At 62.9% G+C, this 26562-nt stretch carries 23 protein-coding genes and 2 tRNA genes; 12 read left to right on the top strand and 13 right to left on the bottom strand.

The features are described 5' to 3' along the window. Positions 1-16: 16 nt before the first annotated feature. Positions 17-1054 carry a LacI family DNA-binding transcriptional regulator gene (locus NE852_RS05830; RefSeq protein WP_037172190.1) on the bottom strand — a complete coding sequence of 346 codons (1038 nt, stop codon included), beginning with the start codon at positions 1052-1054 and terminating at the stop codon, positions 17-19. 555 nt (positions 1055-1609) lie between these two features. Here NE852_RS05830 and NE852_RS05825 point away from each other — a divergent pair. Together NE852_RS05825 and NE852_RS05820 are read left to right on the top strand one after the other, a co-directional pair. Beyond that, a complete protein-coding gene (locus NE852_RS05825; protein ID WP_258156285.1) occupies positions 1610-3115 on the top strand; it encodes a DegQ family serine endoprotease in 1506 nt (501 codons plus the stop codon). A gap of 367 nt (positions 3116-3482) precedes the next feature. Beyond that, positions 3483-3683 carry a hypothetical protein gene (locus NE852_RS05820; protein WP_008529115.1) on the top strand — a complete coding sequence of 67 codons (201 nt, stop codon included), beginning with the start codon at positions 3483-3485 and terminating at the stop codon, positions 3681-3683. 160 nt (positions 3684-3843) lie between these two features. On the opposite strand, the gene NE852_RS05815 is transcribed toward NE852_RS05820, so the two are convergent. Both NE852_RS05815 and NE852_RS05810 read right to left on the bottom strand, forming a co-directional pair. After that, positions 3844-4029 carry a hypothetical protein gene (locus NE852_RS05815; protein WP_008529116.1) on the bottom strand — a complete coding sequence of 62 codons (186 nt, stop codon included), beginning with the start codon at positions 4027-4029 and terminating at the stop codon, positions 3844-3846. A gap of 354 nt (positions 4030-4383) precedes the next feature. Further along, positions 4384-4460, bottom strand: a tRNA-Pro gene (locus NE852_RS05810). 263 nt (positions 4461-4723) lie between these two features. Between NE852_RS05810 and NE852_RS05805 the strand changes: the two genes are divergently transcribed. Continuing rightward, on the top strand, positions 4724-5131 hold the full coding sequence (locus NE852_RS05805) for a hypothetical protein (RefSeq protein WP_008529117.1): 408 nt from the start codon (positions 4724-4726) through the stop codon (positions 5129-5131). A gap of 115 nt (positions 5132-5246) precedes the next feature. Here NE852_RS05805 and NE852_RS05800 read toward each other — a convergent pair whose 3' ends face one another. The 3 genes from NE852_RS05800 to NE852_RS05790 form a co-directional block, all read right to left on the bottom strand. Next, complete coding sequence (locus tag NE852_RS05800) at positions 5247-8642, bottom strand: acyl-[ACP]--phospholipid O-acyltransferase (RefSeq protein WP_258156284.1); 3396 nt, start codon at positions 8640-8642, stop codon at positions 5247-5249. A 92-nt stretch (positions 8643-8734) separates the two neighbouring features. Beyond that, positions 8735-9016, bottom strand: coding sequence for a YiaA/YiaB family inner membrane protein (locus NE852_RS05795; protein ID WP_008529123.1), 282 nt, complete (start codon positions 9014-9016; stop codon positions 8735-8737). Between the two features lie 46 nt (positions 9017-9062). Next, positions 9063-9749 carry a PspA/IM30 family protein gene (locus tag NE852_RS05790; RefSeq protein ID WP_258156283.1) on the bottom strand — a complete coding sequence of 229 codons (687 nt, stop codon included), beginning with the start codon at positions 9747-9749 and terminating at the stop codon, positions 9063-9065. A 111-nt stretch (positions 9750-9860) separates the two neighbouring features. On the opposite strand from NE852_RS05790, the gene NE852_RS05785 reads away from it, so the two are divergent. Then, positions 9861-10475 carry a TetR/AcrR family transcriptional regulator gene (locus NE852_RS05785; RefSeq protein ID WP_008529125.1) on the top strand — a complete coding sequence of 205 codons (615 nt, stop codon included), beginning with the start codon at positions 9861-9863 and terminating at the stop codon, positions 10473-10475. Between the two features lie 91 nt (positions 10476-10566). Next, positions 10567-11355 carry an SDR family NAD(P)-dependent oxidoreductase gene (locus NE852_RS05780; RefSeq protein ID WP_258156281.1) on the top strand — a complete coding sequence of 263 codons (789 nt, stop codon included), beginning with the start codon at positions 10567-10569 and terminating at the stop codon, positions 11353-11355. An 18-nt stretch (positions 11356-11373) separates the two neighbouring features. Here NE852_RS05780 and NE852_RS05775 read toward each other — a convergent pair. Continuing rightward, positions 11374-11448 (bottom strand) — tRNA-Gln (locus tag NE852_RS05775). A 165-nt stretch (positions 11449-11613) separates the two neighbouring features. Between NE852_RS05775 and NE852_RS05770 the strand changes: the two genes are divergently transcribed. Genes NE852_RS05770 through NE852_RS05760 form a run of 3 tightly spaced genes read left to right on the top strand, consistent with a single transcriptional unit; the run spans position 11614 to position 14707 of the window. Then, positions 11614-12531: an MBL fold metallo-hydrolase gene (locus NE852_RS05770; protein ID WP_008529138.1), complete on the top strand. Its 918-nt coding sequence runs from the start codon at positions 11614-11616 to the stop codon at positions 12529-12531. Beyond that, the gene (locus tag NE852_RS05765; protein ID WP_008529139.1) at positions 12528-12986 is read left to right on the top strand and encodes a thiol-disulfide oxidoreductase DCC family protein; all 459 of its coding nucleotides are present in this window, start codon (positions 12528-12530) and stop codon (positions 12984-12986) included. The genes NE852_RS05770 and NE852_RS05765 overlap by 4 nt, the downstream gene beginning before the upstream one ends. Then, positions 12983-14707 (top strand): SDR family oxidoreductase, encoded by a 1725-nt coding sequence (locus NE852_RS05760; protein ID WP_258156280.1) that lies wholly within the window; start codon positions 12983-12985, stop codon positions 14705-14707. Before NE852_RS05765 ends, NE852_RS05760 begins: the two co-directional genes overlap by 4 nt. Before the next feature lie 61 nt (positions 14708-14768). On the opposite strand, the gene NE852_RS05755 is transcribed toward NE852_RS05760, so the two are convergent. Beyond that, positions 14769-15167, bottom strand: coding sequence for a VOC family protein (locus tag NE852_RS05755; RefSeq protein ID WP_008529141.1), 399 nt, complete (start codon positions 15165-15167; stop codon positions 14769-14771). A gap of 87 nt (positions 15168-15254) precedes the next feature. Between NE852_RS05755 and NE852_RS05750 the strand changes: the two genes are divergently transcribed. Then, positions 15255-15962 (top strand): YafY family protein, encoded by a 708-nt coding sequence (locus NE852_RS05750; protein WP_008529142.1) that lies wholly within the window; start codon positions 15255-15257, stop codon positions 15960-15962. A gap of 168 nt (positions 15963-16130) precedes the next feature. Here the strand turns inward: NE852_RS05750 and NE852_RS05745 are convergent, their stop codons facing one another. Continuing rightward, the gene (locus tag NE852_RS05745; RefSeq protein WP_258156279.1) at positions 16131-17039 is read right to left on the bottom strand and encodes a DUF1499 domain-containing protein; all 909 of its coding nucleotides are present in this window, start codon (positions 17037-17039) and stop codon (positions 16131-16133) included. Positions 17040-17257: 218 nt separating this feature from the next. On the opposite strand from NE852_RS05745, the gene NE852_RS05740 reads away from it, so the two are divergent. Next, positions 17258-17647: a hypothetical protein gene (locus tag NE852_RS05740; RefSeq protein WP_008529147.1), complete on the top strand. Its 390-nt coding sequence runs from the start codon at positions 17258-17260 to the stop codon at positions 17645-17647. A gap of 15 nt (positions 17648-17662) precedes the next feature. On the opposite strand, the gene NE852_RS05735 is transcribed toward NE852_RS05740, so the two are convergent. After that, positions 17663-17908 (bottom strand): hypothetical protein, encoded by a 246-nt coding sequence (locus tag NE852_RS05735; RefSeq protein ID WP_008529148.1) that lies wholly within the window; start codon positions 17906-17908, stop codon positions 17663-17665. Between the two features lie 105 nt (positions 17909-18013). Between NE852_RS05735 and NE852_RS05730 the strand changes: the two genes are divergently transcribed. After that, positions 18014-18205 carry a hypothetical protein gene (locus NE852_RS05730; protein WP_037172207.1) on the top strand — a complete coding sequence of 64 codons (192 nt, stop codon included), beginning with the start codon at positions 18014-18016 and terminating at the stop codon, positions 18203-18205. A 173-nt stretch (positions 18206-18378) separates the two neighbouring features. Continuing rightward, positions 18379-18654: a hypothetical protein gene (locus NE852_RS05725; protein ID WP_008529152.1), complete on the top strand. Its 276-nt coding sequence runs from the start codon at positions 18379-18381 to the stop codon at positions 18652-18654. Between the two features lie 22 nt (positions 18655-18676). Here NE852_RS05725 and ppdK read toward each other — a convergent pair whose 3' ends face one another. From ppdK to NE852_RS05710, 3 genes are all read right to left on the bottom strand, one after another. Next, positions 18677-21343, bottom strand: a complete 2667-nt coding sequence (gene ppdK, locus NE852_RS05720) for a pyruvate, phosphate dikinase (protein WP_008529153.1) — start codon at positions 21341-21343, stop codon at positions 18677-18679. A gap of 704 nt (positions 21344-22047) precedes the next feature. Continuing rightward, the gene (locus NE852_RS05715) at positions 22048-25509 is read right to left on the bottom strand and encodes a chromosome segregation SMC family protein (RefSeq protein ID WP_258156278.1); all 3462 of its coding nucleotides are present in this window, start codon (positions 25507-25509) and stop codon (positions 22048-22050) included. Positions 25510-25611: 102 nt separating this feature from the next. Further along, positions 25612-26382 carry a DsbA family protein gene (locus NE852_RS05710; RefSeq protein WP_374992000.1) on the bottom strand — a complete coding sequence of 257 codons (771 nt, stop codon included), beginning with the start codon at positions 26380-26382 and terminating at the stop codon, positions 25612-25614. Positions 26383-26562 lie beyond the last annotated feature (180 nt).

Raw genomic sequence — 26562 nt, 5'->3', positions numbered from 1 at the left:
CGAAGTCGAGCCGACCTTAACGTGTCGAGCCGCGCGGGATGATGGAAAAGCCGCAATCGATCTTGCCTTCCTTGAGCGGCTCGTCGCCGATGGCGCGCAGCAGCATGTCGGCGACCCGATAACCGATATCATAGCGCGGAATATGCACGGTCGTCAGCGTCGGCTGGATGAAGGAAGAAAATTCCAGATCGTTGAAGCCGCAGATGCCGAAATCTTCCGGCACGCGGATGCCGCGCGCCTTGCATTCGATGAGAACGCCGAGCGCCAATTCATCGCTCTGGGCAAAGACGGCATCGACATCCGGCACGCTCTCCAACAGGCGGGAGAACAGCTCCCTGCCGAGGCCAATGCGGCTTGGCGCATCCCCGCCAATGATGAGATCTTGGTCGAAACGTCCGGCTTCCCGCATCGTAGCCTCATAACCCTCAATGCGGCGGCGCGAGCGGACATCGGCACCGCGGCCGATGAAACCGATCCTCTTATAGCCCTTCGACAACAGGAAGCGGGTGGGTTCGGCGCCTGCCGCATAATGATCGAGGCCGACCACCAGCGTTTGCGGCTCCTGGCTGAGATCGGTGATATGCGCGATGGGACAGGAGGCACCCCCCATCAGCGGCAGAAGATCACGATAGGATTCGGCGCCGGCGATGACGACGCCGGCGGGCTTCTGCGTCAGGAAGGATTTCAGCAGGCCGGCCTCCCCCTCTGGATGGTGCAGCGTACTGGAATATTGCACGGTGAACTCGGTGTCGCGGAAGCGATCCTCGATACCAAGCATCAGGCCGGCGAAGCCATATTGATGCAAAGCGGGCGTGATGACGCCGACGATGCCGTTGTGGCGGCCGGCGAGCGCCCTGGCGGCGAGATTGGGAATATAACCCATCTCCTCAACCGTACGCAGGATGATCTCGCGCAGATCCTCCGAAACGATTTCAGGATTGCGAAGCGCGCGGGAAATGGTGATGGAGCTGACGCCCACCTTCTTCGCCACATCGCTCAGCTTCACATGCGCCCCGCGCCTGGCCACACGGCCCGGCTCTACTGACTTCCTCATCATCCCTCGTATGCCGCCGCGAGACTCGCCCGTCCTCGATTCGCGGTTTTCACTTTCTGAAGAATAAATAATTTAGAGTCTACTAACATTTTATATTTCGCAACAAGATCTCTAAACGCAACTTTCAAGAAAGGGCAGCGAGGTCGTCTGCCGGCAAATTACGAGCGCCTGCGGGCGTCGGATCACCGTCGGCGGGATGAGGTCCGTTTATTTCCGGATGAAATCGTCAGGGGAATACGATGCGAGCCGGAACCGCGTCTGAGATTTCCCCAGCGCTGGAATAAGGCAAAATCATCGCAAATAAAGATTAAATTCTAGTAATGTCTTACAAATCAGCAATATAAACATGATCAATATTTAATTTGTAAATCCGCTGGACGAGATCATATGAATTCTCAGCGCGAATTCTTCTATTTCCTCCCGTCGCCATAGCACTTCGACGACACTGCATTCTGAACAGAGGAATAGGCGCCGATATACGCCATCCGACGCCAGGCCCATGACATGGAGCCACGACGCCATCAAAAGCCAACGCTCTCGCAAGGGACCATCACCATGTCACATATTCTCCGTAACCATCGCGCCGCAGCCCTTGTCGGGGCGGCCATCATCGCCGGCGCGGCATGTCTGCCCTTTACCGTCAACTTGTCTGACGCCTTTGCGGCATCCGCCAATACGGGCGGCATTCTGGCCTCCAGCGGCTCCTTCGCTTCGATCGTCGACGCCGACAAGCCCGCAGTCGTGACCATCACCACGACCGTGAAGGCAACCGACGTCAGTATCGACCAGCAGGAATCCCCGATGGACGAGCAGTTCCGTCAATTCTTCGAAGGTCAGGGCATCCCGCTGCCGCACCCGGCGCCGCAACAGCGAGGCTCACAGCACGCGATGGCGCTCGGCTCCGGCTTCATCATCAGCCCCGATGGCGTGATCGTCACCAACAACCATGTCATCGACAATGCCGTCGACATCAAAGTGACGCTCGACGACGGCACCGAGCTTCCGGCCAAGCTCATCGGCGCCGACCCGAAATCCGATGTCGCCGTGTTGAAGATCGCGGCGCCGCGGCCGCTTCAAACCATTGCCTGGGGCGATTCCGACAAGCTGAAGCTCGGCGACCAGATTCTTGCGATCGGCAATCCCTTCGGCATCGGCACCACGGTGACGGCAGGCATCGTCTCGGCCCGCGGCCGCGACCTTCACAGTGGCCCCTATGACGATTTCATCCAGATCGACGCGCCGATCAACCATGGCAACTCGGGCGGACCACTGGTCGACCGCGAGGGCAATGTCGTCGGCATCAACACCGCCATCTATTCACCGAACGGCGGAAGCGTCGGCGTTGGCTTCGCCATTCCCTCCGACGAGGCCAAGTCGATTGTCGCCAAGCTGCAGAAGGACGGCTCGATCGATCACGGCTATCTCGGTGTGCAGATCCAGCCAGTGACAAAGGACGTCGCCGATGCCGTCGGCCTCGCCAAAACAGGCGGCGCGCTGGTTGCCGCCGTCACCGCCGATACAGCGGCAGCGCATGCCGGCCTGAAGCCGGGCGATATCGTCACCGCCGTCGGCAGCCAAACGGTCAAGACACCGAAAGACCTGTCGCGCCTGGTGGCCGACCTTTCGCCGGGCGCCAAGGAAACTCTCAGCGTCTGGCGCGACGGCAAGACGATGGATCTCGACGTCACCGTCGGCGGCAATGAGAACAGCCAGAAACAGGCAGCGGCCGAAAGCTCCGACAGCCAGGGCCAGAGCAGCGGCCAGCCGAGCCTTGGTATCGGCCTTGCCGATCTGACGCCCGACGTTCGCCAGCAGCTCGACCTGCCGCACAGCGCCAGCGGCGCGGTGGTCGCCAGCGTCAACCCGGAGAAGTCGGCCGCTGCCGCCGGCATTCAGTCCGGCGACGTCATCGTCTCGGTGAACGATAAGCCGGTCCACAACACCCGCGACGTCAAGACCGCTATTGCCGATGCCGGCAAGGCCGGCCGCAAATCGGTGCTGTTGCTGATCGAACGCAACGGCAACAAGACTTTCGTCGCCGTGCCGTTTGCGGCGACTTGACACGGCGCTGTTTTGAAATGAAAGCCCGCGAAAGCGGGCTTTCCAACGGGTTCAGGCGTTAATACCGGGCGGCCTGCGGGAGGCTGGAGTGTCCAGACTCGGAGCAGAAAGACCACGCCTCTGTCCAGGAAAATGACAGACAAACAGAGGCTGCACTATTGCCTGACAGCCTCTGTTGAATGCCAAAGCACAATCTACGGGCGAATTAACCCTACTGGCTTACCTTAATATCAGCATCCGCTTGAATACAGCCCATCCTGTGCCATCGTAGCCTTACAACATCACTCTGGCCCCCAGGAGCGGCGCTCCCGGACCATAGCTCGACGCTTCTTTGCATGGCTCAGCGATATAAAACGGAGGGTATGCCATGAATAACGTATTGCAATTTCGTGCAAAATGCCCGCATGCCGAAACTCTCTCCAACTGTCGGGAAGCGCTCGAAGCGGCCGTCATGAACCTCGTCAGCGACGCTGTCAGCAAGGGATATTCGCCTGCGGAAGCGGCGATGGTTGTTGCCGATATCGCCGACGACTACATTCTCATGCTGTCGCGGCAACTGCGGCACTGATGCGCGTTCCGCGGCTGCGCCCACGCGCCTCCATGAGACGTCACAGGCCGCGCGGCATCCTGGGGGAGCTAGCAGCAGCACAGGAGACGAGACCTGCCGCACGATCCGGCGGCAAAAAAAGCCAAACGCAGCCGGAAGCTCCCACAGACGCCTTCTCAGTCTAACGCCACCTCGGCTGCCGCGGCGGAGCATTTGCCTGGATTTCATGAAGCGGCGCCCGATGGCCAAGCAGTTTCTTCAGATTCTTTTCCTCGGCCGGACTGATGCCGAACTTGCGGCAATGTTCCGCAACATCGTGCTCTCGCGGACCGGGAATGCGAACCTGGCGATTGTTCATGGTCTTCATGGCATTTCCTCCTTGAGAGGAAACCAGCAAGCCGCCGATTTGTTCGTTAGGAATATCTAAAATTTAAAACACGCCCGCTCCCCTCCGGCGGGCGAGAAACGCGCCGACCTGTCCGCGGCCTCGCGACGTCGGGCACACATCGACCATATCGGGAAGATCGCGCAGACATGGGAAGGAAGTGGGTTGGGCCTGGCTGACATGGGCTCATCTGCGCGATCTTGTACCACGAACCATAGTCGAGCGGATACGTTCCCGTACGTTTTCGCACCGAGACGGTGCCGACAGGGGCATTCGCTCGCGTCCAGCAGCAATATCGGCGAAAACGAAAAACCCCGCCGAAGCGGGGTTTCTAGCTGGTCGGAGTGGAGTGATTCGAACACTCGACCCCCACGTCCCGAACGTGGTGCGCTACCAGACTGCGCTACACTCCGTGACCAGCGGCGCTTCTATAGAACAGCCTATCTGGTTGCACAAGCACCTAATTCCAAAAATCCGGCGGAATTTTTGACAGAGAGGTGACAGGCCCCAGGCGACAGCTGCGGCAGCAAAAAGACACACTCGGAGCAAATCGAACTTAAGTGTGAAAGGGGCAATTTTCTTTTGCAGGGTTCCGCGCTAAAGGGCTCGACGGGACAGGCGAAACCGCCGTGAGGGCGGCTTCGCAGCCAATGCGCTTGAGATCAGGGACGACACGATGAAACTCCGCACCATGACCGCGGCCGGGCTTGCAATTGCGCTTGCCGGATGCACCACCATTCCTTCCGCCGGTAATCCGATCGAGGCCCGCTGGGTCGGCAAGTCGGCCGGTGTCTTCTTTGCGGCCTTCGGCCCGCCGATCAGCGACCGCGAAGAAGGCGCCTCCACCATCTATACTTGGCGCGGCGGCTACAAGACCGTGCGCATTCCCGCAAAATATGCCGAAGGCGCCGACGGCAAGCGCGGCAAGCAGATTTCCGCCGCTCGCACCGCCTATCTGCGCTGCCAGACCGAAATCACCACCAGCTCAGACTACACGATCCGCGACATCCGCACCGTCGCCGACATTCCTGGTGTGAACGGCCCTTCCTATTGCGCTGAGTTCCTGGCGCCCGAACAGAAGTAAGAGATGAATATCTCCAAGACATGGAAACAGGCGGCCCAGGTGCCGCCTGTTTTGTTTTAGCAGTCAATCGGTGCAGGCCATTTGGACATTCGGCCTGGCAGCCGGATGACGCCCCTCAGGCCGCCTGCTCCGCCTGCGCCGTGCCTTCCGCCAACTTGCGCGCCGCGACGAAATCGACCTTGCCCGAACCTAGCACCGGGACCTTGCCGATATTGACCTCGGCCGGCACCATCATGTCCATCGCACCCTTCGATTTGGCGAAGGCCAGGAACTCGGCGCGGGTTGCATTCGGCGCATCGGTGAGCAGCACCAGCCGCTCGCCCTTCTTGGGGTCGGGGAGCGAGGAGACGACCGAGAGCGCGCCCGCCCAGAGCTCGGCGGCCAAGGCCTCGATTGCCGCCAGCGACACCATTTCGCCGCCGATCTTGGCGAAGCGCTTGGCGCGGCCGCGGATCTTGACGAAGCCGTCCTCATCGATGGTGACGATGTCGCCGGTGTCGTGCCAGCCATCGGAAAGCGGCTCGAGCACGCCGGGTTTTTCAGCGCGGAGGTAGCCGGCCATGACGTTGGCCCCGCGCACATGCAGCCTTCCGCCCTCGTCAATGCCGGGCATCGGCTCGAGCTTCCAGTCCATGCCCGGCAGGATTTTGCCGACCGTGCCCGACTTGTTGTACATCGGGGTGTTGATCGAAATCACCGGCGCCGTCTCGGTGACGCCGTAGCCTTCGAGAATGCGCAGGCCGAATTTTTCCATATAGGTCTGGCGGGTCGAGGCCTTCACCGGCTCAGCACCCGAGAAGATGTAGCGGATCGAGCGGAAATCGTAAGGATGCGCCGTTCTGGCATAGCCATTGAGGAAGGTATCGGTGCCGAAGATGATCGTGGCGTTGGAGACATAGATCAGTTCCGGCACGATGCGGTAATGCAGCGGCGAAGGATAGAAATAGACCGGCACGCCCGAGACCAGCGGCAGCACGGTGCCGGCGGTCAGCCCGAAGGAATGGAAGACCGGCAGGATGTTGAACACCTTGTCGCCGCTATGGAAATCGATGCGGGCGGCGGCCTGGGCGGCGTTTGACAGGATATTGCGGTGGGTCAGCACCACGCCCTTCGGCGTGCCCTCGGAACCGGAGGTGAAGAGAATCACCGCCGGATCGTCCGGCCGGCGTTTGGCGAGCGGGCGCGCTTTTCTCAGCAGCCCGAGGAGCTTGTCCTTGAATGAGATTTCGGCTCTGAGATCATCGAGCCAGACGATCTTCACCTGCTTTTCCAGCTCCTCGACGACGGGGCCGAGCTTGGCCTGGGTGACGAAGGCGCGCGAGGTCAGCACGTGTTTCACCTCGGCTGCCTTGCAGGCGGAGAGAATGTTGGCGGCACCGGATGTGAAGTTCAGCATGGCCGGCACCTTGCCCGCCGTCATGACGCCGAGGATGGTGGCGGCGGCGCCATTGGCATTCGGCAGCATGACGCCGAGGTTCTGTTCCGGGAAACGGGTGCCGAACTTCGCGCCGAGCACGGCAGCACCGGTGAGCAGCTTGCCATAGGTCAGCCGGCCGGTGACCGGATCTTCGACAGCGAGCTTTTTCATCCCGAATTCGTGGCCCGCCCGGATGACGCGGTCCAAAACGGTCGAGGAGGTATCGGCGGTCTGGAACAAGAGGTTCGACATCACCTGGTAAAGAGCGGCACCCGCCGCCGTGCGGCGCTTGCGGCCTTTCAGTTCCGGCGGCACTTCGAGCTTCACCGGCTCGAGAATGGTGACCTTGACCTTCGGGAACAGCCGGCGGCGGATCTTGCCGTTGTCGAGATAGGAGAGATAGCTCTTCTCCAGCCCGTCGATCTTCACAGGCACGACCATCGAGCCCGTCTTGTCGGCGACCATGGCGGCGCCGTCATAGACCTTCATCAGCGTGCCGGTGACCGTCAGGCGACCTTCGGGGAAGATGCCGATGGGACTACCTTCCTGCACCACCTTGATCAGCGAGCGCGTCGCCATCGGCTTTGTGGGGTCGAGCGGCAGGAACTTGCACATTTTCAGGAAGGGGCGCACCCACCAGGCCTGGGCGATCTTGTAATCGACGGCGAAGACCGGCTCTTCCTCGGTGATGGCGAGCGCGAGCGCGCCGTCGAGCAGGCTGACATGGTTGAGCGCAATGATCGGCGCTCGGCCGGCCTTCTTGATATTCTCCAGCCCCTCGACCTCGAGGCGCATGAAGGCGCGGAACAGGATGGAGATGAAATCGCGGAAAGCATTGGTCGGCAGCGTCTTCAGCATCAGCCAGGCGACGGCGAAATTGACGATGCCGAGACCGATCAGGATCTGAGGAATGGAGGCGCCAAGCGCCTGGATGACGGCGACGAGGCCAAGGCCGACGGTGATGAACAGCGCCGAGAGCACGTTGGCGGCACCGATGACGCGGGCGCGGCGATCCTCATGCGCCCAGCTCTGCAGGCCGGCGAAAGTCGGCACGGCGATGAAGGCGCCCGAGATCGCCATGCCGGCGAGATCGATGGCGACGCGAATGGTATTCTGGCCGGCGAAGAAATCGAGAATGGTCGTCGCGTGGGAGGTCGAGTGCAGGCCCCAGAGGTTCCAGGCGAGATCGAGGCTGAAAAGGCCGAGCAGCGCCGTGCCGATGGGCGCGGGCAGCAGCACGATGCGGCCGGAGGACATCCAGGCGGCGATGCCCGAGCCGACGGCGACAGCGACGGCAAAGACCGTGAGATAGGCCGGCACGACCAGCTCGGAACCGCCGAGCAGCTCGGTCACCATGGTCGGCAGGATGGAGAGAATGAAGGCGCCGACCAGCCAGAACCAGCAATTCATCAGCGCCGAACGCCACAGCCGCTTGTCCTCGCGGATTTCCATGACGAGGGTGTAGCTGGAGCGGATGACATTGCGGTCGATCTGAAGATCCGGCGCCTTGGAGCCGGTCGCCGGGATCATGCGGGCGGAGACCCAGCAAAGCACCGAGAGCCCCATCATCATCGAGCCGAAGAGCAGCACATTGTCGCCGCTGGAAAAGGCGAGCGCTGCGATGATCGTGCCGCCGAGAATGGCGATGAAGGTGCCGCCTTCGATCCAGGCATTGGCCTTCGGCAGGTCGCGGCGTTCGAGATGATCGGGCAGGATGCCGTATTTGATCGGCCCGAACAGCGCCGAGATGACGCCAAAGCCGAAGAGTGCCGCCATCAGCACAAAAATGGAGGAGAAGCCGAGGCCGACAACGGCAAGCGCGGCAATGCCGATCTCGCAGCGTTTCAAGAGCTCGGCCACCTCAGCCTTGTCGTGCTTGTCGGCGATTTCGCCGCCAAGCGCCGAGAGCAGCAGGAAGGGCACGATGAGGATGACGCCGGCAAGCGTCACCAGGGCTGCCCCCTCGCTCGCCGACATCTTGAAGAGGATGAGGAATACGAGCGTATTCTTGAGGAAATTGTCGTTGAAGGCGGTCAGGAACTGTGTCCAGAACAGCGGCGCGAATTTCCTTGAGGTCATCAGATTGTGTTGCACGGCGGGACCCTCTTTCGATTGGCAGAGAAGGCCACAGAGTTGTTACGCAAAAGTTGAGTGCGACAACAACTCTGCGATGTGGTTAAGGAAGATCAATCTTCACCGTTACGATTGAACTTGACCAGCAGCTTCTCGGTGCGGGCATCCTCGACCTTGCGGATCAACTTCTCGGATTCGGCATTGTCGCGCAGCGTCTTGGTGATGTTCACCGTGGTCTGCACCAGCATAAGGATGCCCATGGCGAGATAGCCTTTCCCCCACAAATCGAGCGGCATCATATAGAGGCCGAGCGCCAGCATGAAGGCGGCGGCGCCGAAGGAGATATAGGAGAAGCTGACCCAGCTGGCGGAATGTTTCTGGAAACTGTCGTTCATATCGGTAATCCCTTGAGGTTCGATGGAATGATGGTGATGGTTAAGTTCAAGTGGCCGGGCTGACCCGGCTCTTCAGACGTGCGAGCACATCATCGGCTGACGTGTGCAGCGGCGGGCCGAAGCCGGCATTGGCAAGCTTTTCAATGATGCCGGCCGGGCGCGTGGCGCCTTCCATGTCCTTCAGCGCGGCGGCCGTCAGCTCGTTCTGGCTCTGGCGCAGACGAAGGCGGGCGAGCGTCTCCTCGGCATCGTCGAGCGTGGCGAAACCGGGGCCGGAGACCGCCACATCGAGCTTCTGCGCCTGTTCGGTGGCGCGCGCCAGCCGCTCGCCGCGCTGCAACTCCTGCAGCCGTGCTTCCGAGGCACGCACGATCGCCTTCAGCTTGTCGATTGCGCTTGCAAACTGGGCCTGTGCCTTCTCGGACGCGTCGCGCTCGGCTTCGAGAAAAGCGATCGCCTCGGCCGCTTCGCGGGCCAGCGCCTCGTTGCTCATGGAAAGGGCTGCGGTGGCGCGGACCTCGAGATCGGCGATGCGGGCGACGATCGTCGCGTGCTGGCCTTTCTCCTGCTCGTTCTGGGCGATGGCGACCGCGACGCTGCGGCGGGCCGACTGGATCGATTGAGCAGCATCGCGGATCTGCTGGGCGAGCAGCGGCACGGCGTTGCGATCGGCAAAGGCCTGTTCGGCATCATGCGCCCTGCCCCGCAATAAAATGGAAATCAGTTTGAACATTTCCTTGCTCCCGTCTATGAACGTTGTTCACGAAATGAGTTATGCCAGAATCATGAACGTCGTTCAAGATAATTTTTGAACGACGTTCAAAGAATCGAAGTGGAATGGTTAATGGCCGGCAGACGAGAAGAAAAACGCGAGGACCTGAAGGCGCGGCTGATCGAGGCGGCGCGCGAGCGGATCGCCAGAGACGGGCTTTCGAATCTCAGAGCTCGCGACATCACCCAGGATGCCGGCTGCGCGCTGGGCGGCCTCTACACCGTCTTCTCGGACCTTGCCGAGCTCGTCATCCATGTCAATTCGGGAACGCTGAAGGCGCTGGAAGCGCGGCTGACGCTTGCCGAAGCCAAGGAGAAGAGCCCGACCGATCGCCTGCGCAACCTCGCCCAGGGCTATCTGAGCTTTGCCGTCGAACACCGCAATCTCTGGAAGGCGCTGTTCGACCACTTCCCGCCGGAATCGAGCCCAACGCCGCAATGGCACCTCGACGAGCACCTCTTCCTGATGGACGTGATCGCCGAACCGCTCGCCGAACTGCAGCCCGACATGCCGGCGGAGGATCGGGCCATCCGGGCGCGCACGCTGTTCGGCGCGGTGCATGGGGTGGTCAGCATCAGCCTGGAGGGACGCTTCGTGGGCTTGCCGCTGGAGCGGCTGGCGCGGGAGGTAGACGAACTGGTGCAGACGATTGCGGCGGGGGCGGAGCGGCGACGCGAGAGTGTGTGAGGCGCGTCGGGGCGAAGTCGGAGCCGCATTGAGCCACCAACCAAAACCTGCTTGACTCCCCCCAACCCCATCAACAGCCAACGGAGACACTATGAGCCGCATCTTCATCACCGGTTCCACCGATGGCCTCGGCCTCGCCGCCGCCCGCACCCTGATCAGCGAAGGCCACGAGGTCGTGCTGCATGCGCGCTCCCGCGAGCGCGCCGCCGCCGTATCCGAGACCTCCGCCGCCGCCCTCGGCCTCGTCATCGGCGATCTCGCCAGCACCGAGGCAAACCGCTCGATCGCCGAGCAGGTCAACGCCATCGGCCGCATGGACGCCGTCATCCACAATGCCGGCATCTACCTCGAGCGCAGCCGCGGCGAGACGCCGGAAGGTCATGCCAGGACGCTCGCCGTCAACACGCTCGCTCCCTATCTCCTCACCGCCTGGATCACCCGCCCCGAGCGGCTGATCTATCTCTCGAGCGGCATGCACCGCAGCGGCGCCAGCGCGCTCGACGATATCGACTGGAAGAAGCGGCCATGGAGCGCCAGCCAGGCCTATTCGGAAAGCAAACTCTACATCGCCACCCTCGCCGCCGCCATAGCTCGCCGCTGGCCCGACGTTCTGAGCAACGCGGTGGACCCCGGCTGGGTGCCAACCAAAATGGGCGGCGCCGGCGCGCCCGACGATCTCGAGATGGGGCATCTTACGCAGACATGGCTTGCGACGAGTGATGAAGGAGCTGCGAGGGTGAGCGGCGGCTATTGGTATCACCGGCAGCAGCGGGAGGCCGCGGCGGAGGTGAACGATGCTGGGTTTCAGGATGCGTTGGTGGAGAAGCTTGCGGAGTTGACTGGCATCCGACTGTTCGAGACGGGCGGTAGGGCGCAATAGCTGGCATTTACTGGTAAATGGCTGGGGCGCCTGGATTCGAACCAGGGGATGGCGGTACCAAAAACCGCTGCCTTACCGCTTGGCTACGCCCCACCAGAGCTTGAGCGGCGAACCGCTTGCTGGAAATCGACGCCTGATTAGCAAAGCTCTTTGTCAGTCACAATGACTAAGTTCATCCTGCGGCAGATTTATGCGCGCGAAGTGGCGGGCGGCGTGCTAGCATGAGGCGATATTATCTACCTGAGATCATCGTCCCGCATGGAAAGTCCCGCATTCGACCTCGCTTTCGAGCCGGCCTACGGGCGCGCTGTGCCGGTTGCTCCTGATATCGAGCGGATCACGGCGGAAAATCCCGGGCCTTTCACCTTTTACGGCACCAACAGCTATATCGTCGGCGCTTCCTCGGTCGCGGTCATCGATCCCGGGCCGGAGGACGAGGCGCATTTTCAGGCGCTGATGGCTGTCATCGGCGGGCGGGAGGTGACGCATATCTTCGTCAGCCATACCCATCGCGATCACTCGCCGCTTTCCCGCCGGCTGAAGGCAGCGACGGGGGCGGTGACGGTGGGGCAAGGACCGCACCGGCCGGCGCGGCCGCTACGTGACGGCGAGGTCAATCCTTTTGCCGAAAGCTCGGATATGGATTTCGTGCCTGATATCGCGCTCGGCGACGGCCAGACGATTTCGGGCGATGGCTGGTCGCTGACATCAGTGCTGACGCCGGGGCATGCGGCCAATCACGTCGCCTTCGCGCTTGAAGGCCGCGAGATCCTGTTCTCCGGCGATCACGTCATGGCCTGGTCGACCTCGATCGTGGCGCCGCCGGATGGGGCGATGGCCGATTACATGGCTTCGCTCGACAAGCTGATTGCGCGCGGCGACAGGCTGCTGCTTCCCGGCCATGGCGGGCCGGTGACGGAGCCCGGCCGTTTCCTGCTGGCGCTGAAGGCACATCGGCTGGGGCGCGAGCAGGCGGTGCTGGAACGCGTCGCGGCCGGCGACAGCAACATTGCCGAGATGGTAAAGGCGATCTATCGCGATACCGATCCGAAGCTCTATGGGGCGGCCGCGCTTTCGGTGCTCGCCCATATCGAGGATCTGGTGGAGCGCGGCGAAATCGCGGCGGATGGGCCGCCCTCGCTTGCCGCCACCTACCGGCCGGCAACAGGGAGATGAGCGTGGGGAGAAATGCCGCTTACAGCTATCGCGGCGATGCCGCCGTGCCCGATTTTGCCGATGACCGGCCGCTAATCGTCTTCGATGGCGAATGCGTCTTCTGCTCCGGCTGGGTGAAATTCGCGCTGAAGCACGACAGGCGGCGGCGATACCGGTTTCTGGCGGCGCAGACGCCGCTTGGGGAAGCGCTCTACCGGCATTACGGGCTCGATGCACGCGACTATGAGACCAATATCCTCATCGACGAGGGCCGCGCCTTCTTCAAGTCGGACGGGTCGATCCGCATGGTGGCGGGGCTCGGCTTTCCCTATTCGCTGGTGAACATCTTCCGGCTGCTGCCGCGGCGCGCCGCCGATGCGCTTTATGAATTCATCGCCCGCAACAGGCTGAAGATTGCCGGACGGCAGAGCTGCATGGTGCCGACGCCAGAGCAGCGCAGCCGCTTCATCGCATGAGCGGCGAAAGCTTTTCCCTGCTGATCATCGGCGGCTACGGCGCCTTCGGCGGCCGGCTGGCCCAGCTGCTCGGCGAGGAACCGCGCCTCAGGCTGCTGATCGCCGGGCGCTCGCTCGAAAAGGCCGACGATTTCCTGGCCGATATGAGATCGCCAAAGGGCGGCGCCGGGCGCCTGGGCGGCAACGATCTCGGGGCGCGGTTACAGGCGGTGGCCTTCGATCGGGACGGCGATCTCGAGGAGCAGCTGACGCGGCTCAGGCCCGATCTCGTCGTCGATGCCTCTGGGCCGTTCCAGACCTTCAGACAGGATGCCTATAAGGTGGTGCAGGCCTGCATCGATCTCGACATCGATTATGCCGACCTCGCCGACAGCACCGGCTTCGTCGCCTCCATTGGTGAGCTCGACGCGCAAGCCAAGGCAAAAGGCGTTTTCGCTCTTTCCGGGCTCAGCAGCCTGCCGGCGCTCTCCTTCGCAGCGCTGGAGGCGATGGCGCCGCATTTCTCCCGCATCGAAAGCGTGGCGGCCGGCATCGCCCCCTCGCCGCATGTCAAGATCGGGCTCAATGTCGTCAGAGCGATCGCAAGCTATGCCGGCAAGCCGGTGGCGGTGCTGCGCGAGGGGCGACAGGCCAAGGGGCACGGGCTGATCGACGAAATGCGGGTGACGATCGCACCGCCGGGTGCCGCGCCGCTCGCCAGCCGGATCTTCCTGCTGGTGGATGCGCCCGACCTTGCACTGCTGCCGCGCCGCCTTAACGGGCTGCAATCCACCTTCACCGGCGTCGGCACCGAGCCGCAGGCGCTGCAGCGGCTGCTTTCGGCCGCCGCCCGGCTGGTGCGCTTGCGGCTTTTGCCCTCGTTGCTGCCTTTTTCTCGGCTGGTGCAGGCCGCCAGCCATCGCTTCGCCATCGGCGATCATCGCGGCGGCATGTTCGTCCGCTTGGGCGGCCTCGATCGCCAGGGAAGAAAGCTCAACTGCGGCTGGCATCTGGTTGCCGAAGGCGATGACGGGCCGTTCATTCCGGTCATCGGGGTTGAAGCGCTGGTGCGCCGGCTGCTCGAAGGCAGGCGGCCGGAAAATGGTGCCCGGCCGGCGGCCGGGGAATTGTCGCTTGCGGATTTCGAGGCGGCCTTCCGGCGTTTTTCGATCACCTCGGGCATCCGGCTGGACCGTGAGGAAGAGGCCCTGCCGCTCTACCAGCGCATCCTCGGTAGCGCCTGGGAGCGGCTGCCGCCCGCCCTTGCCGCGATCCATGCCGGCGGCGCGCGCATCGCCACCGGCCGGGCGCGGATCGAGCGCGGCGGCGGGCTGCTTGCTCGGCTCGTCGCGCGCATCTTCGGCTTTCCCCCGGCCGCCGCGGATGTGCCGGTCACGGTGCGCTTTGCCACCGACGGCGACAAAGAGGTCTGGACGCGTAGCTTCGGGAACAAGAGCTTCCAGAGCTGGCAGGCCGAGGGCAAGGCCCGCGACCGGCACCTGCTCGTCGAGGTTTTCGGCCCCTTCCGGGTGTTGCTGGCTCTGGTGCCCGAGGGCGACAGGCTGCGGCTTGTCGTGCGCGGCTGGCGCTTTTTCGGCATTCCCCTGCCGCTGTTTTTAGCGCCCGGCGGCGATACTTATGAAGAGGAGCGCGATGGGCGCTTCCACTTCCACGTCGAGATCGGCGGACGGCTGACGGGGCTGGTGGTGCGCTATACGGGCTGGTTGAGGTTGGAAGGGTGAGCGTGCCTTTTCTCGGCTCCGGTCGTCTGGGCGCGGAACGTTCTCAAACAAAGGCTCCCGATCAACGGCCGGCGAAACGCCGTCTGGCGGCGTCGGTTACCGGCGTATAGATGGCGACTCGTGTCCCCTCGGGGTCGGAAAACTGCGCTGTCCGATTGCCCCATGGCAAATCTTTGGGTGCGTGCACGACCGTGACCTGATCCTTGAGCCGCGCAAATTCCGCATCGACATCCCAAACCATGAACTCGAGAATGGCCGTCCGGTTGGCCTTTGGTTCCGCACTGCCCTCGCTAAACAGGGCCACGGTTTCCGCGCTGCCGATTGCGAGGCTCGCGCCTGATGTGACGATCTCGGCAAAGACCGGCGCAAGCCAGTCGGCGCGGCAGTCCGTCACGAGCTCATAAAAAGCCACCATGCTGTTGATATCAGAGGCGATGAGGCGGGTGGATGCGAATTTCATGATCTTCTCCTTGATGCGCGACCAGCTCTTCCTTGCTTTTCTGACACAGCCGTGCTGACAGCGTTGTGGCAGCAGGAGTCAGCAGATATGCGAAAAGCAGACCGGCTTTTTCAGATCATCCAGATTCTTCGACGGTCGAGCCGTCCAGTGACCTCGTCCGAGCTGGCGGATGAACTCGAGGTCGCGCGGCGGACCGTCTATCGCGACATCGCACATCTGATTGCCCAGCGTGTTCCGATCGAAGGCGAAGCGGGGTTCGGCTATGTCCTCGATCCGCGATACGACATGCCGCCGCTCATGCTGACGCCTGAGGAGATCGAGGCCGTCGTGCTCGGCGTTCAAATGGTGGCGAAGCTGAATGATCCGGCCATCCACAATGCTGCCAGCGATGTCATGGCCAAGATCACGTCGGTCATGCCGCAGGAGCTGCTTCCCTATATTGCCCAGCCTGCGGTCGGCATCAAACCGGATGAGGTCGGCGGCAATGTCACGGTCGATACGCGTCCGCTCAGGCTGGCGATCAGGGAAGGCCGCAAGCTTGAACTCGACTATCGCGCGGCGGATGGAGCGGTCACCAGCCGCATCGTCTGTCCAGTGCTTCTCGGCTACGACGATACGCACAGCCTCCTGATCGCGTGGTGCCAATCGAAACAGGCCTTCCGTCATTTCCGGACCGAACGTATCCTCAAAGTCGAGATTCTCGGTGAATCCATAGGCATATCCAGGAGCAAGCTGAGACAGCAATGGCAGCAGTGGCGCGATGGCGAAATGCGGAAATCTCGTGGGGTGCGGTGAGTGCTGATGTGCCGTGGGAGCAGGTTGAACCTGCCGCCCGCCTCCGGCGGCACCGGATGAGGGTTGAATTTGCCGCACCGTATCCCGGCCCTTCGCTTGGGCTCAGGGCGTTCGCCACTGCAATCGATCCACTGGATCGATTGCTGCCGCCTCCGGCGGCACCGTGGCTCACCCACCCGCGATCCCGAGCAGTTCGGCATCCAGCGCCTTCAGGTAGTCATCGGCGATTGCCGCGCTGAAGCCGAGGTCGTGCTGGCCGTAGCGCGAGGCGACGCGGATATCGACGAAGGTGGTTTCGGCCTCTTCGCGCAGGCGAATGACAATATCGAAGCGCAGGCCGAGAATGAGCGTGCGGTTGGTGCCCTGCAGCGTCACACCATTGGCGCCGCGGATAAGCTTGGCGACATCGTCGTCATAGGGGCGCGGCGTCGGCACCGGGATGATATCGGGCGCATCGGCCACCGCATCGTCGCCCGGCTGCGGCTTTAGCGGCTTGTCCTCGGGATCGCGCCCCGGCTCGGTATCGCCGCTGCTCCGCGTGATCGTGAAGCCGCTCTGCTTGGCGACCTTGCGCACCGCTTCCAGCACGCGGTCGAGCGCGCCCTCATAGCGCCGGCCGGTCAGCTCGGGATAGGCCGCCAGCTGCTTTTCGCGATCCTCGGGCGTCACCTGAAGATTACGCTTCAACCAGATCTGGTCTGATTTCGGGGTGGAAAGCCAGTCGGGCGCGGAGACGGGATCGGTGGAGACGTCGTAGATATCAGGCAGCGTGAGGTAACGCTCGGCGGCGAGCGCGCCGATCGCCAGCGGAAAGGCGGCGTAGATCAGCGCCGCGAGCGCCGCCAATCCGCCTTCCGCCCCGGTCATCCAGAGGCTGCGCAGCCCGATTGCGGCTAGGAGGGCGGCAAGAAGCGCACAGCCGGCGGCGGCAATCAGCAGCAGCACCAGATAGGGGGTGGCGAGTCCGCCGAAGCGATGGGCGATCAGCACAGCCAGCGCCAGTACCAGCGAAAACGCCCCAATCAGCCGCGAAGAGCGGGCGGCACTGGAAACGGGACGGTCGAAGCGGATGGCCATCAAACTTACCGGTTGCTCGTCAGCGCCGCGTCCTCAACCACGCAAATCGCCATCACCTTGTTTAGTGCAAGATTCGGCCAAATTGAAACTCTTGTCTGAAGCATATCGGGCGGAATCCACGGCGAAGGCGCAGTCCATTTCATAAGCCCTTGCTGATATGTCAAAAAAAGGTCATTCTGGCGCGGTTTCATCTCCTTTGGTGAGAACAGGAGAGACGGATGATTTTACCCGACATAGCAGCAAGGCCGCAGGCATCTGCGCTTGGCGGGATCGATCAGTCCGACCCGATGCTGCCGCTGGAGTTGCTTGAGCTCGAACTTTCGCTCGAAGGCTATGCCGGCGGCGATGCCGGCTTCTGCGAAGCGGTGCGCAGGGCGGCCGACCGTTCCGGCGGCGAGTTGCTGTTCGATCTTCCCGCCGGCGGCCTGATCGAAGATTGCCGCCGCATCGCCGTGCTGCGCATTCCCGATGACGGCAACAGGATGCGTGTCGTGCTGGCGCTGCTCGACGGCCACGGCACGGAAATTCGCATGCAGGCGCCCGATGACGAGACCGCGCCTCTGGTGCGTTTTGCCGACGCCTTCATCGAAGTGCTGGAGCGGATCTGACGTTCACTGTGAGTTTTAACGCCCGTCGGCCGCGGCTTCCGCAAGGCTGCGGAACGGAAACTTGCGCCCGCATTCGCATTTGAGCATGAAGTTTTCCTGGTGGTTGGAAGCGCGCTGCACGCCGAAGCCGCGCGGCAGATGATCGACCGTGAAATCAGGGTGCTTGCGGCCGGGATCGTCGATCTCGGAGGCTTCGGCAAAGCCGGTATTGCCGCATTGCGGACAGGTGATCTTTTTCGAGAATCGGTCGCGGATGGCCATGCTCGTTCCAGTGTTTTGTCGCCTCCTCATACAGAGGAATGCCCGACGGCGAAAGTGGAACCATCTGCCGGGCGTGCCGTTCCTTTCCTTGAAAAGGAGGCGATCATGCCCAACAGAGATCCGATACCAAATGCCGATACGCCGCGCGGGCCGACCCCGACGCCCGGCATTCCCGACCGCATCCAGGAAAAACCGCCGCTGACGCCGGCTCAGGACCCGGCGGATACGAAGAATCCAGAAGACCCGCCGCTCGACCCGGCCCTGCTGCCGATCGGCGATCCGGCCGGGGCGGCGTGACTCACGAGACGAATGAGGGCGGAGAGATTGGTGCGGGTTTTTGCCCCTCACCCTAACCCTCTCCCCGCTCGCGGGGAGAAGGTGTCGGCAGGCGGATGAGGGGCTCATCTCCACGCTTGACGCCACCACCCGAATGGCATTTCCTCAGTGCGATCATGCCAAGGAATAAATCGATGCGCATCCCCCTTCTCGTCGCCCTTCTCGCCACGATCGTCGGTCTCTCTGCCTGCCAGACGATGACGCCGGAAGAGCGGCGGGCGGCGGATGAGCGCCAGTGCCTCAGCTACGGCTTCCGCCGCGGCACGGATGGTTTTGCCAACTGCCTGCAGCGCATCGATCTCGACAGGCGGGCCGAATCGCGGGCGCAGAGCGCCGAGTTGATGCAGAGCATGGCCTGGGATCTGAACGGGCCGTATATCTACGGCGATCACTGGCGGCATCATCATTGACGGCCCGGGCGCCCGCCGTATCTCAGCGGTTTTCTGAAATGACCGCCTGTGCGGCCGCGAGCCTAGCGATCGGCACACGGAACGGCGAGCACGAGACGTAGTCGAGGCCGATCGTCTCGCAGAAGCGGATCGAGGCGGGGTCGCCGCCATGTTCACCGCAGATGCCGAGCTTCATGTCGTTGCGGGTGCGCCTGCCGCGTTCGGCGGCGATGCTGATCAGTTCCCCTACCCCGTCGAAATCCAGCGAGATGAACGGATCGTGCTCGATGATGCCCTTGCGCTGATAGGTGGGGATGAAGGCCGAGGCGTCGTCACGTGAGATGCCGAAAGTGGTCTGCGTCAGGTCGTTGGTGCCGAAGGAGAAGAATTCGGCGGCTTCGGCGATCACATGGGCGCGCAACGCCGCACGCGGCAGCTCGATCATCGTGCCGACGAGATAGTCGATCTTCATGCCGGCCTCGCTCATGACATTGCCGGCAACGGCATCGATGCGCGCCTTGACGTAATCGAGCTCTGAGCGCAGGCCGACGAGAGGAACCATGATCTCCGGCACGACGGCCGCCCCGGTTTCGTGCGCTGCGGCAACCGCCGCCTCGAAGATGGCGCGCGCCTGCATCTCGACGATCTCGGGATAGGAGATCGCCAGCCGACAGCCGCGGTGGCCGAGCATCGGGTTGAACTCGTGCAGCGCATCGACGCGCTGGCGCAGCGCGAGCGCCTCCATGCCCATGGCGAAGGCGACCTCCGCAACCTCGTCGTCGGTCTTCGGCAGGAATTCGTGCAACGGCGGGTCGAGCAGGCGGATCGTCACCGGCAGGCCGTGCATGACGGTGAAGAGGCCGGTAAAATCGGAGCGCTGCATCGGCAGAAGCTTGTCGAGCGCCAGCCGCCTGCCCTTCTCGTCCTCGGCCAGGATCATCTCGCGCATGACATGGATGCGCTCACCCTCGAAGAACATGTGCTCGGTGCGGCAAAGGCCGATGCCCTCGGCACCGAAGGAGCGGGCGGCGCGCGCATCGGCCGGCGTATCGGCATTGGTGCGCACTGTCATGCGCCTGGCGCGGTCGGCCCAACCCATGATCCGGCCGAAATCACCCGACAATTCCGGCTGGATCATCGGCACTTCGCCCTTCAGCACCTGGCCGGCCGAACCATCGATAGTGATGATATCGCCCTTCTTGAGCGTCACGCCGATGCCGAGCAGCCGCTCATTGCGTTGATCGATACGCATGGTGCCGGCACCGACGACGCAGGGGATGCCCATGCCGCGGGCGACGACCGCCGCATGGCTGGTCATTCCGCCACGGGTGGTGAGGATGCCTTCGGCGGCATGCATGCCGTGAATATCCTCCGGACTGGTCTCGACGCGAAGCAGGATGACCTTGCGGCCCTCCGCCTCAGCCTCGACGGCCTCCTCGGCGGTGAAGACGATGGCGCCGGTTGCAGCCCCCGGCGAAGCAGGAAGCCCGGTGCCGATCACCTGGCGGTTGACGCGCGGATCGATCGTCGGGTGCAAGAGCTGATCGAGGCTTGATGGTTCGATGCGCAGCACCGCCTCCTCCTCGGTGATCACGCCCTCATCGACCATATCGACGGCGATCTTCATCGCCGCGCGGGTCGAGCGTTTGCCGGAGCGGGTCTGCAGCATCCAGAGCTTGCCTCGCTCGATGGTGAATTCGATGTCCTGCATGTCGCGGTAATGGATTTCGAGCTCGCTGCAGATGCGGCAAAGCTCATGGAAAGCCTCCGGCATCAGCTTTTCCATCGAGGGTTTGTCGGAGCCAGAGGAAAGCCGCCCCTCCTCGGTGATGCTCTGCGGCGTGCGGATGCCGGCAACGACATCCTCTCCCTGGGCATTGACGAGGAATTCTCCGTAGAGCGCCTTCTCGCCGGTCGAGGGGTTGCGGGTGAAGGCGACGCCAGTGGCCGAGCTGTTGCCGAGATTGCCGAAAACCATGGCCTGGATGTTGACCGCCGTTCCCCAAGCTTCCGGAATATTGTGAAGCTGGCGGTAGGTGAGCGCACGCGCGCTCATCCAGCTGGAAAAGACTGCTCCGACCGCGCCCCAGAGCTGGACTTCGGGATCTTGCGGGAATTCCTGGCCCAGCTCCTCCTCGATCAGCCTTTTGTAGAGGAAGACGATATGCTGCCACTCGGCGGCGCTGAGTTCGGTATCGAATTCATGGCCGAGCTTGGCCTTCTCGTCTTCCAGTATTTCCTCGAAAGCATCGTTGCCAAGGCCCATGACGACATCGGCATACATCTGGATGAAACGGCGGTAGCTGTCCCAGGCAAAACGCGCGTCGCCGGCATCGTGGCCGAGCGCCTGCACCGTCTCGTCGTTGAGGCCGAGATTGAGCACCGTGTCCATCATGCCGGGCATGGAAACACGAGCGCCGGAGCGAACGGAGAGCAGCAACGGCTGGCTGACGGAACCGAAGTGGCGGCCGGTGATCGCCTCGATCGCCGAAATGCCGGCGCGCACCTGCGTCTTCAGCGCGTCGTCAATATGGCGGCCGTTCTTGTAATAGGTGTGGCAGGCATCGCTGACGATCGTCAGCCCCGGAGGCACCGGAAGCCCGAGGCTGCACATTTCAGCGAGATTGGCGCCCTTGCCGCCCAGAATCTCCTGATCGCGCGCCCGGCCTTCAGCCTGCCCGTCGCCGAACGTATAGACCCACTTGGTCATCTTCCCCCCAACACCAAACCTCAGATGGCCGACAATGCTTGCCAACTCCCTTTCGGCATGCCCGGGCTTGTGCCCCAAACATCCGCTACCGGTTCTACGCCGATAGAGAGCCAACATTGTCAGCAGTCTGAGCGATTAGCTTAATGCCTTGGTGTTGAAATGAAAATCGACAAATGCGGCAAAATGTTGCGTCGCACAATAAATCTTGCGAGCAACCGAGGGCGAAACGACTAAAACATCGTCTGGCGGGAAGAAGGCATAAAAAAAGCTTTGCGGGACTGCAACAATGTCCCGCAAAGCCTTGTTTCCGTCCGGCCAGGAAAACCGGACGGGGGGTCCCTCAACACTTCAGCATTCCAGCACTTGCCCTCTGCTGGGAATACCGCATCGCGAATTTCAATCCGCAACGATGACTGCCGCTTTTCAGCAAAGATATCAGGTTGCGTTGAAACAACTTCTAATGCAAGTCAGTGAAAAGAGCATCACCCAAATGGGGTACGGGCGGCTTGGGAGCCGACCTTTTTTGGTGTTTAACGCCAGTCTTTTGATTTTCCGCAATTTCCGGACGCAAGACCGGCCGCCAGCCCTGCTGGAATTGTGTCGGCAGTTGATTTTGCGTGATGCCCGGAAGGCCGCCGTGACCTTGTACTTTTTTCCAAGCGCAACCATAAGGCGCGGCTGTACGATATGCTCCCGCTGATACTTTATGCAATTTCGCGCAGGCGCTCGGCCGTCTGCAGGTCGACGGAGACGAGGGTGGAGACGCCCTGCTCGGCCATGGTGACTCCGAAGAGGCGGTTCATCCGGGCCATGGTGATGGGATTGTGGGTGATGATGACGAAGCGGGTTTCGGTGGAAGCCGCCATCTCGTCCATCAAATTGCAGTAGCGCTCGACATTGTGGTCGTCGAGCGGTGCGTCCACTTCGTCGAGCACGCAGATCGGCGCCGGATTGGTGAGGAAGACGGCGAAGATCAGCGCCATGGCCGTCAGCGCCTGCTCGCCACCCGAAAGCAGCGTCATGGTCTGCGGCTTCTTGCCGGGCGGGCGGGCGAGAATTTCAAGGCCGGCTTCCAGCGGATCGTCGGATTCGATCAGTTGCAGCTCGGCTGTGCCGCCGCCGAAGAGGTGAGTGAACAGACGCTGGAACTGGGCGTTGACGATATCAAAGGCCGCGACCAGGCGCTCGCGGCCCTCGCGGTTGAGGCTCTGGATCGCGCCGCGCAGTTTGCGGATCGCATCGATGACGTCGTCGCGCTCCTTGATCAGCGCTTCGAGCTTTTCGCTCAGTTCCTTCTGCTCCTCGTCGGCGCGCAGGTTCACGGCGCCGAGCCGCTCGCGCTCGATCCTCAGGCGTTCCAGCTCGCGCTCGACCTCGCGCGGATCGGGAAGAGCCTGCATGGTCGGGCGCCCGGTCAGTTGCAGCGCGTCATGCGGGGCGACGTTCAGGACTTCACGGATACGGCTTTCGCTTTCCTGCCGCTTCTCGCGGGCGGAGACCAGGCGCTCCTCGGCACGGCCGCGGCGTTCGCGGCATTCGGCAAGTTCGGAAAGCGCTGTCGCCGCGCTATGGTCGGCCTCGCGCTGGATTCGCTCGGCTTCGGCCAGAAGATCTCCTGCCTGGCGCCGCGCCTCCTCCGCCTTCTGTAATTCACTCAGCAGAGCGCGGCGCTTATCGTCGAATTCATCCGGCGCCATTTCCAGCTCGGCCGCCTCTTCGCGCGCTTCTTCTTCGCGCTCGCGCAGCGTCACGACATGATCTTCGCCGCTCGCCGCCCGCTGACGCCAGGTTTCGCGCTCCTGCCCGATCGCGACGATACGGCGCTGCCGGGCTTCGTTTTCTCTGGCAAGGCTCTCATGGCGGGCGCGGCTCTCGGCCAGCGCGCCGCGATCGGTTGCAACTTCCACCTGCTGGAAACGCAGCCGTTCGTCGATCTCGGTCAGATCGGGCGCGTCCTCCAGCTCGATGCGGGCATTTTCTTCCTGGACAGCGATTTCCTCCAGTTGCGCGCGTAGCTGGCTGGCCGCTTCGCTCACGACATCGCGGCGGCGGATCAGGTCACCGGAGGCGCGTTCGGCAGCGACAAGCGCCTCGCGCGCTTCAGCGAGATGACGCGCAGAGAGGCGGCTCATCTCGCGCGCCTCGGCAAGCCGGCGCTCTTGCTCGCGGATTGCCTCGGCGGCCGTCGCCTGCCGCTCCTCCGCTTCAACGAGAACGTCACGGGCAAGGACCGCTTCGCCTTCGAGTTCGGCCAGGCGGTTCTTCTGGGCAAGACGCAGTGCCGCAGCACTCGGGGCGTCGACGCCGGTGACATGGCCGTCCCAGCGATAAACGGCGCCCTCTTTCGTCACCAGCCGCTGGCCGGGCTTCAGCGCCGCCATCAAAGATTGCGCTTCCCCTTCCGCGACCAGGCCGATCTGGCGCAGGCGGCGGGTCAGCGCCGCAGGGGCGCGAACACAGTCGAGCAGCGGCGTTACGCCCGAAGGAAGCGCCGGGTCGCCGGCGCCGTCGCCATTGTCCGACCAATGAGCCGGCGCCTCGGCGTCGAGCGGCGATTCCAGATCGTCGCCGAGCGCGGCGCCAAGAGCGATTTCGAAGCCGCGATCGACCTTCAGCTCTTCGGCAACAGGCGGAAATTTTCCGGCCGCGGCACCGGCGGCGAGCATGCGGGAAATGGTCCGGGCTTCGGTCTCCAGCGCATTCAGCGCGGAACGCGCCTGATCGACTGGAGCGCGAGACAGTGCCTCGGTCTGGCGTGCTGTGGCCAGTGCCTGCTCGACCGCCTGGACCGCAGCCTCGGCGTCGGCGAGCGCGATCTCGCCGGCCTCGACATTCGCACGCTTCTCATCGGGATCGGCCAGACCGGCGATCTTCCCGCCAATCGCTGATAATTCCTGGTTTGCCTCATCCATCTGGCGCTCGAGGCGCATCCGGCGGTCGGCGAGATCGCGGATGGCGCGTTCCAGCTGGTTGCGGCCGGCTGCCGCCTCGGCACGCTCGGCGGTCAAGGCGGTGAAGATGCGCTCGCTGTCGGCAAGTTTGGCCGCCGCTCCATCGAAAGCCTCACGGGTCTCCTCGGCATGACGACCGGAATCGGCGAGGATTTCTGCGATCTCCGCCTCTTCGGCATCGAGCCTCGCCAGGATGACCGCGTTGTCGGCCACCAACCTCTCTTCACGGCGGATATCCTCGGCGAGCTGGGCGAGACGGCGCGTCAGCTCGTCGCGGCGGCGCAGGATGCGGCCGGCATCCTCTTCCAGTTGGCTTCTTGCGATCTGCAGGCGCTGCAGGGCGGCCGCCGCACGGGCCTCGCCTTCGCGCAGTTCCGGCAGCTTCAAGCTGGCGATACCTTGGTTCCTGGCTGCCTCCATCTGCAGCTGCGCCTTTTCGGCGACGATTGATGTCGCCTGGTTGAGCGCGCTGTCGGCTTCGGCTTCAGCCTCCTTGGCCTGCACCCAGCGGATATGCAGGAGCATCGCTTCGCGGGCGCGGATATCGGCAGACAGTGTCTTGAAGCGGTTTGCCTGCCGAGCCTGGCGTTTCAGGCTCTCGATCTGACTTTCGAGCTGCGAGGTGACGTCGTCGAGGCGCTCGAGATTGGTTTCGGCGGCGCGCAGGCGCAGTTCAGCCTCGTGGCGGCGCGAATGCAGGCCTGAAATGCCGGCCGCCTCTTCCAGCAGCTGGCGGCGGGCCTGCGGCTTGGCCTGGATCAGCTCACCGATGCGGCCCTGGCCAACCATCGAGGGCGAACGCGCGCCGGTGGAGGCGTCGGCAAAGAGCAGCTGCACATCCTTGGCGCGGCTTTCCTTGCCATTGATGCGATAGAGCGAGCCCTGCTCACGCTCGATGCGACGGGTGACCTGGATCTCGTCGCTGTCGTTGAAGGCGGCAGGCGCGGTGCGTTCGCCATTGTCGAGATAGAGCGCCACTTCGGCGGTGTTGCGCGCCGGGCGGTTTCCCGAACCGGAAAAGATCACGTCGTCCATGCCGGAGGCGCGCATGTTCTTGTAGGAATTCTCGCCCATCACCCAGCGCAGCGCCTCGACGAGGTTCGACTTGCCGCAGCCATTCGGCCCGACGACGCCGGTCAACCCCCGCTCGATGATGAATTCCGTCGGCTCGACGAAGGATTTGAAGCCGACCAGACGCAGCTTGTTGAACTTCATGCAGAAATATCCACGGCAGGAAGCCCCGTCATCCGCCTGCGCTTAAAACGAAAAACGGGCGCACGGCTTTCGCCGTCGCCCGTCATTTCGAAACGGTCCGGTTCAGAGCAGGCTGTCGATGAGCGCCGACATGGTTTCAACCGGCATGTCTCCAGAATAGCGCTTGCCATTGATGAGGAAAGTTGGCGTGGCGTTGACGCCGAAATCCTTGGAACCTCTTTCCCGTGTGGCGTTCACTTCATCCAGAAGCTTCTGGTTCGTCAAGCATTTCGTGAAACTATCCTCAGTAAATCCGGCAAGCTTCGACATCTGCAGCAGTGCGCTGCGGCCATCGTCGGCGGCGGCCCAGACCTGCTGCTGCTTGAAGAGCATGGAAACCATCGGGAAATACTGTTCCGGGGTGCTCAGCTGCTCCGGATTGGAGGCATTGCAGCGGGCGAGCATGAAGGCGGCGGCGGCACGCGGGTCGAAGGGGAACTCGCGGATGATGAACTGCACCTTGCCGCTGTCGACGTATTTCTGCTTGATGGCGTCGAATGTCGTATTGTGGAAATGGGCGCAATGCGGGCAGGTCATCGACATGTATTCGACGATCTTGACCGGTGCGTCAGCCTTCCCCAGCGCCATTTCCGGCAGCGCACCAGGGGTCAGCACCTGCGCCATGTCGACATCGCCGTCCGACTTCGGGATTTCGGTCGAAGACGTCGCTGCCGTCTGGATGGTGTCGACATCAGTGCCATCAGCCATGGTCTTGCCGGAGGACGAAGCATCGGCAGCGTCCTTGCTGTCGTTGCAGGCGACGAGCGCTGCGGCGGCTGCGGCGATGGCGATGCCACCCAAGAGGCGGCGTTTCGTCAGTTGCATTTCGGACATCTGCATGGATTCCCCATAAGTAATGAGAGTGACGGCATGACTGTGCGATATAACGGCTGGCGGCCGCTCACAAGGCACGGTTCACCAACTTCCTTCAAAGAATTGTGACCGTGATGGGACCGAAGCAGACGTTGCGTCCGAAATCAATGATTCTGCACGACAACCGAAAAGTCCGGCGCA

The sequence above is a fragment of the Rhizobium sp. Pop5 genome, assembly GCF_024721175.1.
Taxonomy (GTDB): Bacteria; Pseudomonadota; Alphaproteobacteria; order Rhizobiales; family Rhizobiaceae; genus Rhizobium.
The sequence above is the reverse complement of the archived record's forward strand: the minus strand, read 5'-3'. Positions and strand labels throughout refer to the sequence as shown.

Bases quoted from the DNA above. Each gene is read 5' to 3' on its own strand.
- NE852_RS05735 (WP_008529148.1), bottom strand. From the start codon at position 17,908: ATGGCCATCCGCGACCGATTCTCGAAAAAGATCACCTGTCCGCAATGC.
- NE852_RS05710 (WP_374992000.1), bottom strand. From the start codon at position 26,382: ATGTCCGAAATGCAACTGACGAAACGCCGCCTCTTGGGTGGCATCGCC.
- NE852_RS05730 (WP_037172207.1), top strand. From the start codon at position 18,014: ATGCCCAACAGAGATCCGATACCAAATGCCGATACGCCGCGCGGGCCG.
- NE852_RS05750 (WP_008529142.1), top strand. From the start codon at position 15,255: ATGCGAAAAGCAGACCGGCTTTTTCAGATCATCCAGATTCTTCGACGG.
- NE852_RS05760 (WP_258156280.1), top strand. From the start codon at position 12,983: ATGAGCGGCGAAAGCTTTTCCCTGCTGATCATCGGCGGCTACGGCGCC.
- NE852_RS05755 (WP_008529141.1), bottom strand. From the start codon at position 15,167: ATGAAATTCGCATCCACCCGCCTCATCGCCTCTGATATCAACAGCATG.
- NE852_RS05745 (WP_258156279.1), bottom strand. From the start codon at position 17,039: ATGGCCATCCGCTTCGACCGTCCCGTTTCCAGTGCCGCCCGCTCTTCG.
- NE852_RS05740 (WP_008529147.1), top strand. From the start codon at position 17,258: ATGATTTTACCCGACATAGCAGCAAGGCCGCAGGCATCTGCGCTTGGC.
- NE852_RS05770 (WP_008529138.1), top strand. From the start codon at position 11,614: ATGGAAAGTCCCGCATTCGACCTCGCTTTCGAGCCGGCCTACGGGCGC.
- NE852_RS05825 (WP_258156285.1), top strand. From the start codon at position 1,610: ATGTCACATATTCTCCGTAACCATCGCGCCGCAGCCCTTGTCGGGGCG.
- NE852_RS05795 (WP_008529123.1), bottom strand. From the start codon at position 9,016: ATGAACGACAGTTTCCAGAAACATTCCGCCAGCTGGGTCAGCTTCTCC.
- NE852_RS05815 (WP_008529116.1), bottom strand. From the start codon at position 4,029: ATGAAGACCATGAACAATCGCCAGGTTCGCATTCCCGGTCCGCGAGAG.
- NE852_RS05830 (WP_037172190.1), bottom strand. From the start codon at position 1,054: ATGAGGAAGTCAGTAGAGCCGGGCCGTGTGGCCAGGCGCGGGGCGCAT.
- NE852_RS05780 (WP_258156281.1), top strand. From the start codon at position 10,567: ATGAGCCGCATCTTCATCACCGGTTCCACCGATGGCCTCGGCCTCGCC.
- NE852_RS05725 (WP_008529152.1), top strand. From the start codon at position 18,379: ATGCGCATCCCCCTTCTCGTCGCCCTTCTCGCCACGATCGTCGGTCTC.
- NE852_RS05820 (WP_008529115.1), top strand. From the start codon at position 3,483: ATGAATAACGTATTGCAATTTCGTGCAAAATGCCCGCATGCCGAAACT.
- NE852_RS05765 (WP_008529139.1), top strand. From the start codon at position 12,528: ATGAGCGTGGGGAGAAATGCCGCTTACAGCTATCGCGGCGATGCCGCC.
- NE852_RS05790 (WP_258156283.1), bottom strand. From the start codon at position 9,749: ATGTTCAAACTGATTTCCATTTTATTGCGGGGCAGGGCGCATGATGCC.
- ppdK (WP_008529153.1), bottom strand. From the start codon at position 21,343: ATGACCAAGTGGGTCTATACGTTCGGCGACGGGCAGGCTGAAGGCCGG.
- NE852_RS05715 (WP_258156278.1), bottom strand. From the start codon at position 25,509: ATGAAGTTCAACAAGCTGCGTCTGGTCGGCTTCAAATCCTTCGTCGAG.
- NE852_RS05785 (WP_008529125.1), top strand. From the start codon at position 9,861: ATGGCCGGCAGACGAGAAGAAAAACGCGAGGACCTGAAGGCGCGGCTG.
- NE852_RS05805 (WP_008529117.1), top strand. From the start codon at position 4,724: ATGAAACTCCGCACCATGACCGCGGCCGGGCTTGCAATTGCGCTTGCC.